We start from the raw sequence: 16802 nt of genomic DNA, 5'->3' as shown, positions 1-16802 counted from the left end.
AGATGTCGGCAATGGGTGCTGCGATGCGAAAGCTGGTTCACCTATGCTACGGCGTGTTGAAAACGGGGCTGCCTTATGATGAAAACTACGCGTTGAGTTGTTGACATTCAAGACGGTAACTTGGGTCTCCAGCCCGCTTCGTTCAGCAGGATTTTTGAGTACGCCATCTCACCATTTAAAAAAACAGTTTTGCCTTACTTAACGAGCGGTATATCTAGCTTTCAAGTGGTTGAAAAAAGATGGCGAGGTTGTGAACTAAAAGCCATTGGCCGCTTTCAAAACGGCGTTGAGTGAGCGGTGAGAAACGGCGAGAGTTTTTTTTTCGAGCAGGTTCGAACCCGAAGCGAAAGGACCGCGCAGCGGCGGCGTTTGCGGCACTAGCAGGAATTACTGAAACGTAGCCAGCGAGCGGCAGCGCGGAGTTAAAAAGCGCGGGTGTCCAGAGGGCGCGCGCGTTAACGCGCCCTTTGGGCCAGTTTGGGCGGCGAGCCCAAGGTTTTGATCTTAGCTTTTCAAAAGCTAGACCTTCGCCACCCGATCCAACCACGGATAATCCGCCACTACTTCCCATCCGTTCAGATAACGCCTGAGCATATCCATCGCGACCATCGCCATCGTCTCCTGCCGTAACGTCAGTCCGTGCCGCGTGGCGGTATAACGGATCGTCAATCCGCTGGTACCGGACGGCGTATGCAAGGCAAGGCTAAGCTGATCGCCTGATAATGCCCCGACGGCCAGCGCGAGTTGTGCGCCGGTGGTTTCCGCCAACCCCTGCGCCCGCGCCAGCAGGCATTCGAGGGATTTTTCCGGTGACGCTTCTTCGCTGTGCGCCAGCAGTTCTCCTCCGGCCAGCGGAACGCCTGCGCTTTGCAGCCGCCAGTTCAGCAGACCACCGGTGAAACTTTCACTCACTGCAAGACGCAGATTTTGTGCCAGCAGACGTTCAGCCAGACGATCCGGCAAACTCCTCAGACCTTCAAAAATTGTGCTCTCACCCGCCACTTCGCGGACGCGTTCGAAAGCTTTATGCATCGCCGCTTCCTGCGAACGCGGGCCGGTGACTTTCAGTTCGATAATCGGTGACGATGAGCGATAGCCCATCACCACGCCTTCCGGAAGCTCGAGTTTATCCAGTTCGGTAGCGAGATCGCTTTCGCCGCGTCCGAAGGTGGTCAGACGCAGACACAACGGCGCTTCGAGTGCGGGAAATTGCTTGTGAAGGCGCGGAACAATTTGCTGTTCAACCATTACTTTGAATTCGGAAGGTACGCCCGGCGTGAAGAAAATCTGGCAGCGGTTGAGCCTGACGCTAAACCCGCAGGCCGTGCCGACCGGGTTATCCAGCAGTTCGGCATTGGCCGGGATCTGCGCCTGTTTACGGTTGGATTCAGCCATCGGGCGGCCACGTTCGTTGAAAAATGCCTGCATGGTTTTGATCCAACCGGCATCTTCCACCAGCTCAACGCCACAGGCTTTGGCGGCAGCCAGCGCGCTCAGGTCATCCGTTGTCGGCCCTAACCCGCCGTTTACAATCAGCACATCGGCGATATGACTGCGTTCTTTGAGAACGGCTACCAGCGCTTCCAGACTGTCGCCGACGGTTTCGCGGCTGGTCATCGGTAAACCCTGTTCGAACAGATAATTCGCCAGCCACGCGGAATTGGTATCCACAATCTGGCCGTGCAGCACTTCATCACCCGTACTCAGCATCTCAACCCTAAGCATCCCGTTCTCCTTCTGTTTTTTGTCACTCCACTGTAGAAAGGCTCAGGCCGAAACACAATTGCAAAAGCACAAAGTGAGAGTGCGGAAGTGAACATCCGGACGAAAAAAAAGCCCGCTAAGCAGGCTTGAACACATTATTCCTCGAGATATATCGGGAATTAAAAATTCACGGCGCCGCCGAGGTACGCACCATCGGCCACGATGTTGTCGCGGTTGCCGTCTTTGCCGTCCAGCGCCATGTAGCGGTAACCCACGCTCACGGTCACTAACGGAATCGCGGTCAGACGCACGCCTGCATTCGCTTCTTTATAGTTGCCAATGCCGCTGGACAGTGAATCCGGGGAATAATAGTAATCACCGTACAGGGTGAACAGTTTAGCGATTGGCAATTGCAGGCCGCCACCGACTGCTGCCGCGTAACCTTCGTCACCGTCTTTCGGGTTGGTGTAAAGCCCTTTACCGCCGACGGTGGCCATGAACGGACCCAGCGGGATGTTGTAGCCCAGACCCAGACCGGCAACATCGCCGTCGTCATCGTTATGTGTCCAGTCACCGCTTAACGCCAGACCCGGAGAAGTGGTGCCGAAGCCCACGCCTAAGTGAGTGTAATGCTCGCCAACTTCACCATTCACGCTGATTGCATTTGCAGAAGCAGCCGCGAACATCAGGCTGGCAGCAACACCAGCGACAAGAAACTTTTTCATTATTTATCCTAAATAATTGCTAAACGACAATGATTCTTCCGCGTGAAGTCTAAAGCAATTCACTCTGTTGTAACAACTTTTTGGAACTTTAAAACATTCGCGAAAAGGCGGTAAATTGTAAGAAACATCGATTTCATTGATGAAACGACGATTTCTAATCGGAATGATAACTCCAGCCTATTTGCCCCTGATCAATATAGGGTTTATTACTTGTAGGTAGAGTGAATTTTGCTTAGGAAAGCAACCCTCAGACAAGGAATGTAAAAAAGGCTTCCACAGCCCCTTTTACCCCACACCCGTTTCAAACTGGAAGGAATTGTCATGACGAAGAAAGGATTAACAACAGCCTCTGGCGCACCCGTCGTCGATAATAACAATGTCATCACCGCAGGCCGCCGTGGCCCGCTGCTTCTGCAGGATGTCTGGTTTCTTGAGAAATTAGCGCACTTCGACCGCGAAGTGATCCCTGAGCGTCGAATGCACGCGAAAGGTTCCGGCGCGCACGGTACCTTCACCGTAACGCACGATATTACGCAGTACACCCGCGCGAAGATCTTCTCTGAAATCGGCAAGCAAACCGACATGTTTATCCGCTTCTCCACCGTGGCCGGTGAGCGCGGCGCGGCGGATGCAGAACGTGATATCCGCGGCTTCTCCATGAAGTTTTACACCGAAGAAGGCAACTGGGATTTGGTCGGTAATAACACGCCGGTGTTTTACCTGCGTGACCCGCTGAAATTCCCGGATCTGAACCACGTCGTGAAACGCGACCCGCGCACTAACCTGCGCAACCCGGCGTATAAATGGGATTTCTTCTCGCATCTGCCGGAAGCGTTGCATCAGCTGACCATTGACGTCAGTGACCGTGGCCTGCCAACGTCTTACCGTCACATTCACGGTTTCGGCAGCCATACCTTCAGCTTTATCAATGCAGAAAATGAGCGTTTCTGGGTGAAATTCCATTTCCGCTGCCAGCAGGGTATTGAAAACCTGATGGATGACGAAGCCGAAAAACTGGTTGGCACCGACCGCGAAAGTTCACAGCGCGACCTGTATGACGCCATCGAACGCGGCGATTTCCCGCGCTGGAAACTGTTCGTGCAAATCATGCCGGAAGCGGAAGCCTCCCAACTGCCGTACAACCCGTTTGACCTGACCAAAGTCTGGTTGCACAGCGATTATCCGCTGATTGAGGTCGGTGAATTCGAGCTGAACCGTAATCCGGAAAACTACTTTGCCGAAGTTGAGCAGGTGGCGATGAGCCCGGCGAACGTGGTGCCGGGCATCGGCTTCTCACCGGACAGAATGTTGCAGGGCCGCCTGTTCTCTTACGGCGATGCGCACCGTTACCGTCTGGGCGTGAACCATCATCAGATCCCGGTGAACGCACCAAAATGCCCGTTCCATAATTATCACCGCGACGGCGCGATGCGCGTTGACGGCAACAGCGGCAACGGCGTGACGTATGAGCCGAACAGTGCAGGTTTATTCCAGGAACAGCCAGATTACAGCGAACCACCGCTGACGATTGAAGGCGCAGCAGACCACTGGAATCATCGCGAAGATGACGATTACTACACGCAGCCGCGCCTGCTGTTCAACCAGCTTTGCGCCGAAGAACATCAGCGTATGTTTGCGCGCATCGCGGGTGAACTCAAACATGCGTCGCCTGAAACGCAACAACGCCAGCTCGACCTGTTTTATAAAGTCGATCCGGCGTATGGCGCGGGCGTTGAAGAAGCACTGAAAGCCTGATCCGGTTTAACACCGTAAGCAGTGATAAGGGCCGCGCGATGCGGCCCTTTTTTCGTCTACGCGGTCAGCGTTTCAATCCACTGCCGGATGCGCAGCCGGGAGATTTTGATACCGCCCTGCGCCAGCGTTTCGGGCAGCGCGTGATACGCCACCGGCAACTGGAAATGCGGCAATTTCCGGCTCAGCCAGAGATTCAGTTCCGCATAAACCAGCCCGGCCTGTGCGTCGAGCACCGCCACCGGACGATGTCCGAACTGTTCATCAGCAACGGGAACCACAAAAGCCTGCGAAACCTGAGGATGGCTGACCAGCACTTTTTCGATATCTTCCGGCTGAATGCCTTCGCCGCCGCTGAAAAACAAATTATCCAGACGCCCGGCGATAAACAGTTCTCCGGCATGCCACCCGCCGCGATCGCGGGTATGCAGCCAGCCATCGGCATCCGTCAGCGGCGTCAGCGGCGTCAGGCCACCGTTTTTCCAGTAACCGGCCGCCAGGCTGTCGGCACGGATCAGGATTTCTTCGTCAGAAATACGGACGTCTTTTCCGGCCAGCGGCATGCCCACACCCGCCGACGCATCAGCGCGTTTGGCCGTCACCGTGGACGCCGTTTCCGTCATCCCGTAACCGCACCAGCACTGAACGCCAGCCTTTTCGGCCTGCGTGGTCAGTTCCAGCGGGATCTGCGCACCGCCGAGCAGTACGTGTCGCAGGGACGCCGGGAATGCCGGCTGTTGCAACAAACGCCAGAGCTGCGTCGGTACCAGCGACGCGTGGCTGCATTCCGCCAGCGCGGCCGCGATATTTTTATCCGCAGCCAGCACCAGCGTGGCACCGGCGGTAAGCCATCGCCAGATAATCCCCTGCCCCGAAACATGAAACTGCGGCAGCGAAAGCAGCCAGCTGTCGTTTTGGGTAAACGGAATCAAACTCAGAACGCCGCGCGCGCTGGCAAGATGCGCGGAAAGGGTATGCGCTGCGGCTTTCGGCAACCCGCTGGAGCCGGAAGTGAGCGTCATTGTTGCAATACGCTCCGGCAGCCATGAAACGCAACTGACGGAAAACGCGTTACGCAAATGCAGCGGCGTCTGGCTCAGGGGCAGCGGCTGTCCGGTCAGATCCAGTACAAAACTGATGTCCAGCTGGGGCAATAATTCTTCGCAAAGGCTCTGCGGCAACTGCGGATTCAGCGGCAGTAAACGCGCGCCAGCCTGCAACAGCGCCAGATAACTGAGCAGCGCATCGAGGCTGTTTTTACTGCGCAGCACAACACCTGTGCCTTCACTGACACCCTGCTGAATAAATCCGGCGGCCAGTGAATCGACGCGATGCTGCAAATCACGCCAGCACCAGGTGATATCCCCGGCTTTCAGCGCCACAGCAAACGGCGAACGGTTCGCCCGTTCACGCCACGGCCAGTCATTGATCATTTGCTCTGCCATACCTTTTCCAGTTGAGAAACATCCGTCAGCGGCAGTGCGGAACCCGGCCATTGCCGGACCAGCTGTGCCTGCATCAGATCCAGCGTATCGAGCCCCGGCACGGCGTCGGGCGTCAGCCATTGCGCGATACGCGCCAGCTGCGTCAGCCCGAGGCTGGATTCAATCGATGAACTGATGACGGCTTCCAGCCCCCCCGCATGGGCCTGCGCAATCAGCTGGCGGCAGCGCAACAGGCTTCCCGTCAGCGTAGGTTTGATGATAATCGCCGCCAGCCCCGGCTCGGCCTGAACGGTAAAGCCGGGCTCGCGCACGCTTTCGTCCCAGGCAATCTTAATGCCGGTGGTACGGGCAAAGTCGCGGGATTGTTCACGCGTCAGGCAGGGTTCTTCGATAAACGCGATGCGGGAACGCAGCTCAGGGGCGACGTGACGGGCAAATCCTTCGGCTTTGACCGGCGTCCAGCTGCGGTTAGCGTCGAGGCGTAAACGCAGCTCAGGCAGCGCTTCCAGCAACATGCTGACATTCAGCCCGTCGCCTACCGATTCGTACAAACCGACTTTCACTTTGGCGACTTTCTTGCCAAATAAATCACCCGGCAGTTCGCCCAGACGCGCATACAGTTCATTCGGATCGCCATGACACAGCGGCGCACAGCGCAAACTCATGACTTCCGGCAATTCGCCGCGCAGTTCCGCATCGGCGCAGCTCAGACCGAACGCCACGGAAGGCAAACTGCTGAACGCCGAGGCGACCGCCGTCAGCGATGCGCCCTGCACCCACTGGCTCAGCCCGTGCTGAACGGCATCTTGCGCCTGCGGCAATCCTTCCTGACTAAAACCGGGCAGCGGCGCAATTTCGCCCCAGCCGGTTTTATCGTCCTGCCACAGTGATACCAGCAAACCGTCACGCGTTTTCAGACGCTGATTGCGCAGCACCACGCCCGCCTCCATCGGCAGGCTATACCGGTACACCGTGGCGCGGCGCATTATGGATTACGCTTAAATTTGCTGAAGTCCGGCTGGCGTTTTTCGTTAAACGCGTTGCGGCCTTCCTGACCTTCGTCGGTCATGTAGAAGAGCATGGTGGCGTTACCCGCCAGTTCCTGCAACCCGGCCTGACCGTCGCAGTCTGCATTGAGTGCAGCTTTCAGGCAACGCAGCGCCATCGGGCTGTTTTCCAGCATTTCACGGCACCAGCGCACGGTCTCTTTTTCCAGATCAGCCAGCGGAACGACGGTGTTAACCAGGCCCATTTCCAGCGCGGCTTTCGCGTCGTACTGACGGCACAGGAACCAGATTTCGCGGGCTTTTTTCTGGCCGACGATGCGCGCCATATAAGAAGCGCCCCAGCCGCCGTCGAAGGAACCGACTTTCGGGCCGGTCTGGCCAAAGATGGCGTTATCCGCGGCAATCGTCAGATCGCACATCATATGCAGAACGTGTCCGCCGCCGATGGAGAAACCGGCTACCATCGCCACAACAGGTTTCGGGCAGGTACGGATCTGACGCTGGAAATCCAGCACATTCAGGTGGTGCACGCCGCTGGCGTCCTGATAGCCGCCGTAATCGCCGCGGACTTTCTGATCACCGCCTGCGCAGAAGGCTTTTTCGCCTTCGCCGGTCAGCACAATCACGCCAATACCTTCGTCATTACGGGCATCGTCGAGCGCACGGATCATTTCTTTGACAGTCAGCGGGCGAAACGCATTACGCACCTGCGGACGGTTGATGGTGATTTTAGCGATGCCATCAACAGATTTATGATAACGGATATCTTCAAATTCGCCGGTGCAATCACGCCATTCAACCGGCGCATACAGTTCTTTTTCATCAGGATAAATCATGCTCAACTTCCTTTAAGACAGGTGAATTAATGAACGCCAGCGCCTGACGGGCAAATTCCGCCGGATTGTCACGATGGGCGTTATGCCCGGCATTGGCGATGGTACGCAGTTCGAAACCGGACTGCTGTGCAAGATCGATAAATTTGGTGTCAGCGCTGCCACACAGCCACGCCAGCGGGCGGGAATGCAGGCGAAGTTCGGGGCGTAAATCGGGCTGCACCGACAGCGACGTGGAGGCCAGCATCGCGGCAACGGCGCGGGGATTATTGCCCTCACGCAATAAAACCAGCTCCGCGCGCTGTTCGTCCGTCAGGCTGGAAAACACCGGCTGCTGATACCAGCTGGCGAGTGTCTGCGGCCAGGATGCTTGCGTGAAACGGGCGGCCCATTGCTGATCGTGATGACGGCGCTGCGCGCGCTCAGCCTGACAGGTCAGACCGGGATGTGCGCCTTCTACCAGCACGCCCTGCAAGCCGGATGTGTCACCGTGACAGGCGTGATACAGGCTGATGCGCCCGCCCAGTGAGTAACCGATCAGCCAGTAAAACGTTATGCCCTGCCCGTTCAGCGTATCGGTCAGCAACTGGCTGACGTCGGCAAAACCGGCGGCGGTAATCGCGGCGGAACGCCCGTGCCCCGGTAAATCCAACAGTAAGCACGGCCATCCGGTCAGCGAAGGCAACAGCGGCTGCCAGTCTTCAGCACTGCCTAACAGGCCGTGGAGAAAGACCAGCCACGGACGCCCTTCGGCTTCGCCACTGAGTCGCGTGCAGGCCAGCGTCATGATGCGCTGACCTCTCTGACTAAATCACGCAGACACTCAGCGCCTTCCGTTTCACTGACTTTCAGCTCGATAAGTTTTACGCCGCCGTGCTGCCAGCACTGGCTGACGGCGTCGCGTAACGCACTCATGGAATCGGGGCAGGCGTATTCCAGACCAAACATCGCTGCCGCATGGCTGAATTCGACGTTTTGCGGCATGCAGTAAAAACGCTGACGCTCGGCCTCCGGCGTCGGCAACAAAGAGAAAATCTGCCCGCCGTTGTTATTCACCACAATGATGACCGTCGGGGCGGAACACTGACGCATCAGCGCCAGCGCGTTTAAATCGTAAAGTGCGGAGATATCGCCGAGAAGCACCAGCGTGGGTTTGCAGGTTGCGCGCTGAACACCGGCGGCGGTTGAAAGCAGGCCGTCAATTCCGCTGGCGCCGCGGTTAGCGAAAACCGGGTAACCGGCAGGCAACTGCGCTAAAGCATCGACAAGGCGGACGATCAGGCTGTTGCCAAGAAAAAGCTGGCCATGCTCCGGCAATAAAGCAGGCAGCAACCACGCCGCAGCGGCCTCACCAAAAGTGCCTTCAAGGCGATTTTCCACAGCGTTCAATGCACGCTGAGAACAGTGTTCCAGCTCTTCAGCCCAGTCCGGCTGAGGCTGCGCAGGGTGCGCAAGGAGCCACTCCGCAACATCAGCCTGAATACGGCGGCCACGGTGCTGCGCCGGATCCTGCCTGCCCGGCAAGGTGTCGATCAGCCAGTATTCCTCAGGCAGGCACGCGGCCTGCCATTGCAGCAGCCGTTTACCCGTCAGCCCGCCGCCAAACTGAATCACCAGCTGCGCCCGTGCCAGGACAGACTGTGCCTGCGGTGACGCCAGCCACAAGTCTGCGCACGGCAAAGGATTGCCGGTTGAAGCCTGCACGTCGCTGACCAGCGGCCAGCCGAGTTGCTCAGCCCATTGCGCCAGCAGCTCACTTTCAGAGGCAGAAATGCGTCCGGCGATAATCACGCCGCGTTTTTGCCGCCATGAAAACCAGTCAGACTGTCCCGCCGGATGCTGCACCGGCGAATAAGACAGCCACGGCTGATTTCCCTGCCACCAGTCGCCCAGCGTTTGCAGCCAGTCCTGATGTTCACCGTTATCTTCGCCATAAAGCGGCTCAGCAAACGGACAATTGACATGTACCGCGCCGTGCGTCTGCTGCGCCAGCGCGTTATCGAGCGCCGATACCAGCCAGCGGGCACTGATTTCCGGCGTCGGGCGCGGCAAATCCAGCGTTTCGACGGGATGGCTGGCAAACATGCCGGTCTGGCGGATGGCCTGATTCGCGCCGCAGTCGATGAGCTCTGCCGGACGATCGGCGGTGAGCAACACCAGTCTTTCACCGGTCAGCCCGGCTTCAATCAGCGCAGGATAGAGATTCGCGACGGCGGTGCCGGATGTCACAATCACCGCCACACGTTGCCCGCTGGCTTTTGCCAGACCGAGCGCCAGATGGCCGAGACCACGTTCGTCAAAATGGGTGTGACAGATAAGGTGCGGATGCGCCGCGGCCGCAAGGGTCAGCGGCGTGGAGCGGGAGCCGGGAGCAATACAGACATGCTGCACATTATGGCGGGTCAGTGCTTCAAGGATCAGCGTCGCCCAGCGACTGTTAAAGACGGCATCAGACATGATGAACTCACTCCGGCAAAGGATTATCCGGCCTGAACGGCAGGCGTGTAATGCTCTTCCAACAATGTCCGCAATCCTGCGGCCTTGTTTTCGATTTCCTGCCATTCCTGTGCAGCGTCTGAACCGGCGACAATCCCCGCCCCGGCGTAAAGTTCCAGCTGATGTCCTTTTACCGCCGCAGAGCGCAACGCCACGGTAAATTCACTTTGTTCAGTACTGAGATACCCGGCAGAACCGGCGTACCACTGGCGGTCAAACGGTTCATAACGGGCGATAAATTCACGCGCGGCCTGACGCGGTAATCCGGCCACCGCCGCCGTCGGTTGCAGACGTTGCAGACATCCGGCGTCATCGGCCTCGGCGAGCTCGCCGTGGATGCTGCGGCGCAGATGCTGCACTTTGCGTAACCGCAAAATCTCAGCAGGCATCACGTCCAGAGAATGCGCCCCGCCCTGCAAACGCTGGCAAATATCATCAACCACCAGCAGGTTTTCGCGCTGGTTTTTGCCATCATTCAGCAGCCATTCGCCGAGCGTTTGTGCCTCATCATCATCAGGATGATTAGCGACGGTGCCCGCCAGCGCTTCGGTGAATAATTCAGTATGGTCGCGCAGGAACAGACGTTCCGGGCTGGAGCCCAGAAAAGCCTGTTGCGGCGTAAACGCCAGCATGAAGTGATAACAGCGATGATTGACTTCGCGGCTGGCGGCGAGAAAAGCGCAGGCGTTCAGCGGCTGGCTGAGTGTTAAGGTCGTTTTACGGGCGAGAACGACTTTGTCGAATTGCTGCTGTTCAATGCAGGTCAGCGCCTGTGAAATCAGTTCGTTCCACTGCGGTTGTGCGGGCAGATGCTGGTGCTGGATAACGCGGGAAGTGATCGGCGGCAAATCCCGGCTGGCGACCAGCGAACGCAGGAACAACCGGGTGCGGCGCGCTTCATCGCACAATGAGCGGGTGCTGAAAACGGTACAGCGCAGCCAGTAAGTGGTGCCTTTACGGCAGAGTTCAATGCGTGGCAGGAAGAGTGCGTTGGCGGCAAATGCGGCGTCATCGTTGTCCGCATTGAAGGCGTTCAGCCCCCAGATATGCAGATCGGGAATGTCCTGGTACTCGCGGATAAAATCCTGCGCCTGCGACAGGTTACCAAACGCATAGGCATCGCCACACACGGCGGCTTCTTCATCGCCATCGCGCTGCTGCCAGTAGAATTTCGGATAGCACGGTTGTGCGGATAACCATTCAAGCAGGCCGGTGTCAGGCTGTTTTTGCAGGGAATAACTGAACTGCCGGATGCCCGCGGTATCAGGCCATTCGCCTGCAAGCGCTGTATCAAGCTGTTCAATGATTGCTGATATTTGTTTCACCGCTACCTCGGGCCATACCGGATGTTTTGTGACGGGCAGAAATACCCTTCTGGATCAAAAAACGGGTTGGATCAATTACGGATGAATTATGCGGCGATACGAAAAATGAAAATATGCGACAGATCAAGCTGAAGTGAGTGACGTTAGCTAAGAAGGAGTATAGGAGGAGAGAAAGGAGTAATCAAACGTGAGGCAGCAGGAGCAGCGAAAACCGCTCCTGCTCAGCGGGATTAGCGACGAAGAAGGAGGCCAACCACCAGACCTACAGCCGCGCCAACACCGACGCCGTGCCATGGGTTATCGCGCACATAGCTGTCAGTTTGTTCTGCAACTTTGCGGGCTTTTTTACAGTAAGAGCGAGCCTGAGGATCAATGCGCGATTTGATGTCTTTCAGTGCATTTTCTGCACGCGCTTTGATTTGGACATACTTCTCATCGGCTTTATCACCGGAAGATTTCAGCACTTCTTCCAGAGTTTCAGTCAGCATACGCAAATCGTCATCTAACGAGTTCTGCTGTGTCTCAAATTGGTCAGCCATGTTTATCTCCTTATGATGTGAAAGTTCACACTGCCTATAACCCTAGCGCAGAACGGGAGTAAATGCCCGCCGGATCCGCATAAACTGCCGTAAATTCGGGAGTTTTAAGAACCTTCTGACCCTTCGGTTTTCACAAAAACGACAGAATTTTCCGGCTGCGCACGCGGTTTTTCACGCTGTTTCGCCAGCCATAATCCGCTGTTTTTCATCGCATAACCGAAAACCAGCCCGACCAGCAGCGACACGACGACCTGGCGCCAGTCGCCCTGCGCGGCAAAGGTCGCACACGCGCCGATGAAGGTGCCCGGCACAAAAGCCAGCCATTGTTGCCAGGCCTGAATACACATGAGGAAAGCGACAACGCCGGTCAGCATGTAGCCGAGAATATTCAGTTCCGGACGCATCGCGCTACCCGCGATAATGACGACCGCCCAGAAGACGCCGCTCATGCAGGTCAGCGTGCTGATCACGAGTCCGCGCAACCCGCCCTGCGGGCAGGCGAAATACGCGGTGCAGCCCAGGAAACCTGCCCAGCCGATCAGACCCAGACTGACAGCCACCCAGCCCCAGAGACCGGAGAGGATCCCGGTGGTGATCGCGATCATCACTAAAACATTCATGTTTAAAACCTGCACAAATTTGAACAAGCGCGCAGTTTACTCATTGATGGGAAGAATGGAATGGGGAAGATCACAAATTTGATGTAATAATTCATTGAACGTACATATAAATGTGATGTGAGTCACATAAAACCCTCTTTCAGATTCAACCCGCTTCTCTCAGCCGCGAGGTGGTTTGTCGTGGTCCGGGGCAAAAAAAATCAAATCATCGCGTTATATTTTGTGAGTCATCTTTTTTATCGTGCCATTTTTATTTGTGATGATTTATTAGACGTTGTTATTTCCGGACGCAGAAAACCCTTCTTATAGTGGCTCCGTCACTAATTAAAACCGTTCAAATGAAATTTAACGACCGGAATTTCCCGTTCTCTTTTTCATTCAGGCAATAACCCCACGGAGTCGCCAACATGACCACAATTACACTGACTAAAACACTTTATACTTTGCAGGATCCGACCTGGTTAAAAAAAGCGGGAATTGATAAAGGCGTCAATCACGACAGACAGAGCCTCGACATGATTCTCGCCGCCGGGCAAACTCTCACGATCAGACAGACCAACCCTAAATTCACGGCACCGCTGACGCTCTGGCTGCTCAACGCCGACAGTGCAACGGAGAAATCCTATACCGTGACCAGTGCGGCAACGAACATAAGCTTTTCCACAACGTCCGTTCCGTTCATCACCACGCCCTACTCCACCGAAGCGCCTGTTCTTGAATATAGCTTCCCTGGCGATGCGAAACCGTTGCCGGTATATAATGAAAATGACGATGAGTTTCCTTTTTTCCAGCTTTGGGATTCCAGAGACGCAGAATTTGCACTGATATTTTCTGAGTTTATTCAGATACTCGTGCCTAAAGCCGATAAAGCAAAAATGAAAAATACCGGAATTCCAAATAATCTCAGCGGTATTATTGCCAACTATAAACAGATATTCGAATTCTATAATGCCCTGATGGGGATCAGCTTTAATCCGGTCGCCGCGACGGATAAAAATATCCCCAACCGTTATTTTGCCAAAGCCGATGTACACGGCGCGGGCGCGGCTTACTACAGCTCACAATGGGTTGCCGCCACCAGCGCAAAGGTTTCAGACTGCTGGCTGACACCGATCGACAACAACTGGGGCGCCCTGCATGAGATTGGCCACGGGTATCAGGGCGCATTTATGTCCGGTCCGGCGTTCAGCACCGCAGAAGTGTGGAACAACATTTTTGCCGCCAGTTTTCAGAACCGGGTGTTAGGCGACCAGGTTTACGCCAAAGGCTGGTTATACAACTACGGCAAAGTCGACTCCACGCTGTCTATCATTCAAAAAGATCTGGCCGACAATAAGCCCGTCACCAACTGGGACTTACGCTCAAAACTGTTCTTCCTGATGCAGCTCAAAGACATCGGCGGCGATCCGGCGTTCACGGCCTTTTATCAGAATTACCGCGTGCTGGCTAACACGGCTGGATTTGTCGCCACCGATTATTTACTGCTGGATTTACTCTCCGACAGTTATCAGAAAATTGGCAACGTCGATGTGACGCCGTATATCTACCGGGCGGATACCACGTTGTCGGAAAAACAGCGTGAAATGCATCTCTTCAACAACGGCGAACCTGCTTATCCGCTTTCAGAGCTGGTCAGTGCTGATCAGGCCACAGCGCTAAAAACCAGTCTGAAGCTGCCTTCGGTGCTGTCTCTGGTAACCGCGACGCAACTTACTTCAGCGGCGTTAAAGGGCGACCTGACTCTCACTTTTAATATCGATGATATTGCGCAGATTAAAGGGGAAAAAACCTTCCTGCTGCTAAATGATGCCAGTCAGCCCGTGCAAACCGGCACGCCCGATGGCAACTCACTGACGTTTTCTCAGATCCCGGTTGGCGCTTATAAGCTGCAAACGCCTACAGGAAAGAGCGTTAAATACTTCCAGGATAATCATTACGCTATCGTCAAAAACGGCGCAAACGCCCAGACGATTAATTATGTGGCGAAAGCGGGTGCGGTACTGGCAAGTCAGTCATTCAGCTTTTTAGGTTTAGGCGGCTCCCCGTTCTGTAGCCTGAAAGTGGATCAGGTTAAGCAAACCGTGGTAATTGATGTCACCAGCACATCACCGCATTCCTATTTTCCCGGCGAAGCGTATGCCAAAGTCGAGATTTACGATCTCAGCGGTAATATTGTCTTCACCCGCACGATGAATGGCGATAAAACCACGCTTTCCCACGACGAGGTCCCTTTCAGCGCCAATTACCGCATTGATATTTTCCATGCGGAAACGCCGAGCCGCCTGAAATTATCGCCGTCGTTTGCTGGCGTGATAAATACGAAGTCCAGTAACAACAGCTTTACCGTGACACCTGCCGGGCTTATCAATGTTTCGCTGCAAAACGATCCTTTTGCCCCGCTGGTGGCCAGTATCGCTAAGCAGGCAGAAATGGTCCGGGCGAATCCGGCCATGCTGGCCGCGGAATATGCGTCGTCCAAAGATGATATTTTTATGGCGGTTTCGCTGTTCGGCAGCCCGCAGAAAGAGCAATTGCTGGAGGATTACCACGACGTGATTTCAACCCATAACAATCTGGAACCGGATCCGGTCATCCTGCCAAACAGTTTTACACTGGATCTCCAGGCTTCAGCAGACGGTGAGGAATTTTCTTACGAAGCCACGGTTATCACCGGCGGTAGTGAAGCTTCAGCGGGTAAAAAACTCAACGCCAGCAATGGCGAAAAGCCGTCCCTGAACGTCATCATTACAGACCAGAAAGGGATCGTCTTGTTCAGATATCTGCATCAAAATCCGTAATACTTTTTGCCGCCTTCATTCAGGGAAATCCATAACAAAGAAGCCGCTCATCTGAGCGGCTTCTTTGTTTGTTACTGCATTCGTCACGGTAAAAATCAGAGCAGCGGTTGGGCCATCTGAACCAGCGAAATCAGCGGTTGCGGGAAGATACCCAGCAACAGCACCAGAATCGCGGAAATCAGAACCACCACGCCGCCTGCCGTTAACGCCCAGTTGTTCGGGGTGTCACGGACCAGCGTTTCCGGCGCGCTGAGATACAGGCTCACGGTCACGCGCAGGTAGTAGTAAAGACCAATCGCAGAACCGACAACCACAGCGCCGGTCAGCCACCACAGATGCGCGGTCACACCGGTCGCAATCACGTAGAACTTACCGATAAAGCCGAGCGTCATCGGAATACCGGCCAGTGACAACATCATCACAGTCATTACCGCGGACAGGATCGGTTTATGCCAGAACAGACCACGGTAGGAGAACAGCGATTCTGCGTCCGGGCCTTTGTACGGGCTGGACATCAGGCTGACCACACCGAACGCGCCGAGGCTGCTGAACAGATAACCGGCCAGATACACACCGACGGTTTCCATCGACAGCTGATGCGTTTGCACGGCAATCAGCGCCACCAGCAGATAACCCAGGTGAGCGATTGACGAGTAACCCAACAGACGCTTGATGTTGCTCTGGCTGATGGCCATCAGGTTACCGACCAGAATCGAACAGAAGGCGATAATGCCCAGAACGATGCGGATGGCTTCGCTGTCAGCAACCGGTGCATACAGGAACAAACGCATGACCACGGCAAAGATAGCAATTTTGCTGGCGGTCGCCAGGAAAGTCGAAACCGGTGCCGGAGCGCCCTGATACACGTCCGGAGTCCACAGGTGGAACGGAACCAGTGACAGTTTGAAGCCCAGACCGACAATCATCATGCCCAGACCGGCCATCAGCAGTGGCTGATGCAGCATCTGTCCGTCGCCCAGGTTTTTGCCCAATGACGCAAAGGACAAATCACCAGACTGTGCGTACAGCAGCGCCATACCGAACAGCAGGAATGAAGAGGCAGCCGCAGACAGCAGCATGTATTTGATAGCGGCTTCGAGCGAACGTTTCTGGCGATAGGCGTAACCGATCAGGCCAAACAATGGCAGGGAAATCAGTTCGATCCCCAGGAACATTGACGCCAGATGGTTAGAGCAGGCCAGCAGAATGCCGCCCATGGCCGCGATGAGAACTAACAGGTAGAACTCTTCACGGTTGTCCGGATAACCGGCCAGCCACGGATAAGCAAACGTACTGGTTGCCAGACTCGCCAGCAAGACCAGCCCGATGTAGAACATCGAATAACCGTCAACACGCAGCAGCGGTGTGACGTCCTGCGGCCCGACCTGCCCGACGTAGTAAAGGGAAAGTAAGGCAACGTTCAGCCCGATGACTGTCAGTGTGGCATTGAGAAAATGGTCGCGTCGCCACGCAATGGACAGCATCACCACCACCACCGTCAATCCGACGATCATCAGCGGTAATAGTGCGATCAGATTTTGAAGTGTAAATGTCATGG

General features: G+C 55.6%; 13 protein-coding genes. 2 read left to right on the top strand and 11 right to left on the bottom strand.

Features of this window, described 5'->3' with window-relative positions:
- Positions 1–519: 519 nt before the first annotated feature.
- Both IV433_RS25635 and IV433_RS25630 read right to left on the bottom strand, forming a co-directional pair.
- Positions 520–1725, bottom strand: coding sequence for a nicotinamide mononucleotide deamidase-related protein YfaY (locus IV433_RS25635; RefSeq protein ID WP_195816352.1), 1206 nt, complete (start codon positions 1723–1725; stop codon positions 520–522).
- 158 nt (positions 1726–1883) lie between these two features.
- Positions 1884–2429: a YfaZ family outer membrane protein gene (locus IV433_RS25630; protein WP_195816353.1), complete on the bottom strand. Its 546-nt coding sequence runs from the start codon at positions 2427–2429 to the stop codon at positions 1884–1886.
- A gap of 321 nt (positions 2430–2750) precedes the next feature.
- On the opposite strand from IV433_RS25630, the gene IV433_RS25625 reads away from it, so the two are divergent.
- Positions 2751–4184 (top strand): catalase, encoded by a 1434-nt coding sequence (locus tag IV433_RS25625; RefSeq protein WP_195816354.1) that lies wholly within the window; start codon positions 2751–2753, stop codon positions 4182–4184.
- Between the two features lie 56 nt (positions 4185–4240).
- Here IV433_RS25625 and menE read toward each other — a convergent pair whose 3' ends face one another.
- From menE to IV433_RS25585, 8 genes are all read right to left on the bottom strand, one after another.
- Entirely contained in the window at positions 4241–5626 is a 1386-nt protein-coding gene (gene menE / locus IV433_RS25620) for an o-succinylbenzoate--CoA ligase (RefSeq protein ID WP_195816355.1), read from the bottom strand.
- Positions 5611–6612, bottom strand: coding sequence for an o-succinylbenzoate synthase (gene menC, locus IV433_RS25615; protein ID WP_195816356.1), 1002 nt, complete (start codon positions 6610–6612; stop codon positions 5611–5613). Before menC ends, menE begins: the two co-directional genes overlap by 16 nt.
- Positions 6612–7469, bottom strand: a complete 858-nt coding sequence (gene menB, locus IV433_RS25610; protein ID WP_195816357.1) for a 1,4-dihydroxy-2-naphthoyl-CoA synthase — start codon at positions 7467–7469, stop codon at positions 6612–6614. Before menB ends, menC begins: the two co-directional genes overlap by 1 nt.
- On the bottom strand, positions 7456–8253 hold the full coding sequence (menH, locus tag IV433_RS25605) for a 2-succinyl-6-hydroxy-2,4-cyclohexadiene-1-carboxylate synthase (protein WP_195816358.1): 798 nt from the start codon (positions 8251–8253) through the stop codon (positions 7456–7458). The genes menB and menH overlap by 14 nt, the downstream gene beginning before the upstream one ends.
- Positions 8250–9923 carry a 2-succinyl-5-enolpyruvyl-6-hydroxy-3-cyclohexene-1-carboxylic-acid synthase gene (gene menD, locus IV433_RS25600; RefSeq protein WP_195816359.1) on the bottom strand — a complete coding sequence of 558 codons (1674 nt, stop codon included), beginning with the start codon at positions 9921–9923 and terminating at the stop codon, positions 8250–8252. The genes menH and menD overlap by 4 nt, the downstream gene beginning before the upstream one ends.
- Before the next feature lie 23 nt (positions 9924–9946).
- Positions 9947–11287 carry an isochorismate synthase MenF gene (gene menF, locus IV433_RS25595; protein WP_195816360.1) on the bottom strand — a complete coding sequence of 447 codons (1341 nt, stop codon included), beginning with the start codon at positions 11285–11287 and terminating at the stop codon, positions 9947–9949.
- Positions 11288–11517: 230 nt separating this feature from the next.
- Positions 11518–11826 (bottom strand): DUF883 family protein, encoded by a 309-nt coding sequence (locus IV433_RS25590; RefSeq protein ID WP_195816361.1) that lies wholly within the window; start codon positions 11824–11826, stop codon positions 11518–11520.
- Positions 11827–11930: 104 nt separating this feature from the next.
- Positions 11931–12446, bottom strand: coding sequence for a DUF1097 domain-containing protein (locus tag IV433_RS25585; RefSeq protein ID WP_195816362.1), 516 nt, complete (start codon positions 12444–12446; stop codon positions 11931–11933).
- A gap of 407 nt (positions 12447–12853) precedes the next feature.
- On the opposite strand from IV433_RS25585, the gene IV433_RS25580 reads away from it, so the two are divergent.
- Positions 12854–15244, top strand: a complete 2391-nt coding sequence (locus tag IV433_RS25580) for a putative mucin/carbohydrate-binding domain-containing protein (protein WP_195816363.1) — start codon at positions 12854–12856, stop codon at positions 15242–15244.
- 95 nt (positions 15245–15339) lie between these two features.
- Here the strand turns inward: IV433_RS25580 and nuoN are convergent, their stop codons facing one another.
- Positions 15340–16800: an NADH-quinone oxidoreductase subunit NuoN gene (nuoN, locus tag IV433_RS25575; RefSeq protein ID WP_195816364.1), complete on the bottom strand. Its 1461-nt coding sequence runs from the start codon at positions 16798–16800 to the stop codon at positions 15340–15342.
- Between the last annotated feature and the right edge of the window lie 2 nt (positions 16801–16802).

It is taken from the genome of Rahnella laticis, assembly GCF_015644585.1.
In the GTDB taxonomy this organism is placed as follows: Bacteria; Pseudomonadota; Gammaproteobacteria; order Enterobacterales; family Enterobacteriaceae; genus Rahnella; species Rahnella laticis.
This window is presented reverse-complemented; position numbering and strand designations above follow the sequence as displayed.

Excerpts from the sequence above, each read along its gene's own strand:
- IV433_RS25635 (WP_195816352.1), bottom strand. The coding sequence starts at position 1,725 with ATGCTTAGGGTTGAGATGCTGAGTACGGGTGATGAAGTGCTGCACGGC.
- IV433_RS25630 (WP_195816353.1), bottom strand. The coding sequence starts at position 2,429 with ATGAAAAAGTTTCTTGTCGCTGGTGTTGCTGCCAGCCTGATGTTCGCG.
- IV433_RS25625 (WP_195816354.1), top strand. The coding sequence starts at position 2,751 with ATGACGAAGAAAGGATTAACAACAGCCTCTGGCGCACCCGTCGTCGAT.
- menE (WP_195816355.1), bottom strand. The coding sequence starts at position 5,626 with ATGGCAGAGCAAATGATCAATGACTGGCCGTGGCGTGAACGGGCGAAC.
- menC (WP_195816356.1), bottom strand. The coding sequence starts at position 6,612 with ATGCGCCGCGCCACGGTGTACCGGTATAGCCTGCCGATGGAGGCGGGC.
- menB (WP_195816357.1), bottom strand. The coding sequence starts at position 7,469 with ATGATTTATCCTGATGAAAAAGAACTGTATGCGCCGGTTGAATGGCGT.
- menH (WP_195816358.1), bottom strand. The coding sequence starts at position 8,253 with ATGACGCTGGCCTGCACGCGACTCAGTGGCGAAGCCGAAGGGCGTCCG.
- menD (WP_195816359.1), bottom strand. The coding sequence starts at position 9,923 with ATGTCTGATGCCGTCTTTAACAGTCGCTGGGCGACGCTGATCCTTGAA.
- IV433_RS25590 (WP_195816361.1), bottom strand. The coding sequence starts at position 11,826 with ATGGCTGACCAATTTGAGACACAGCAGAACTCGTTAGATGACGATTTG.
- IV433_RS25585 (WP_195816362.1), bottom strand. The coding sequence starts at position 12,446 with ATGAATGTTTTAGTGATGATCGCGATCACCACCGGGATCCTCTCCGGT.
- IV433_RS25580 (WP_195816363.1), top strand. The coding sequence starts at position 12,854 with ATGACCACAATTACACTGACTAAAACACTTTATACTTTGCAGGATCCG.
- nuoN (WP_195816364.1), bottom strand. The coding sequence starts at position 16,800 with ATGACATTTACACTTCAAAATCTGATCGCACTATTACCGCTGATGATC.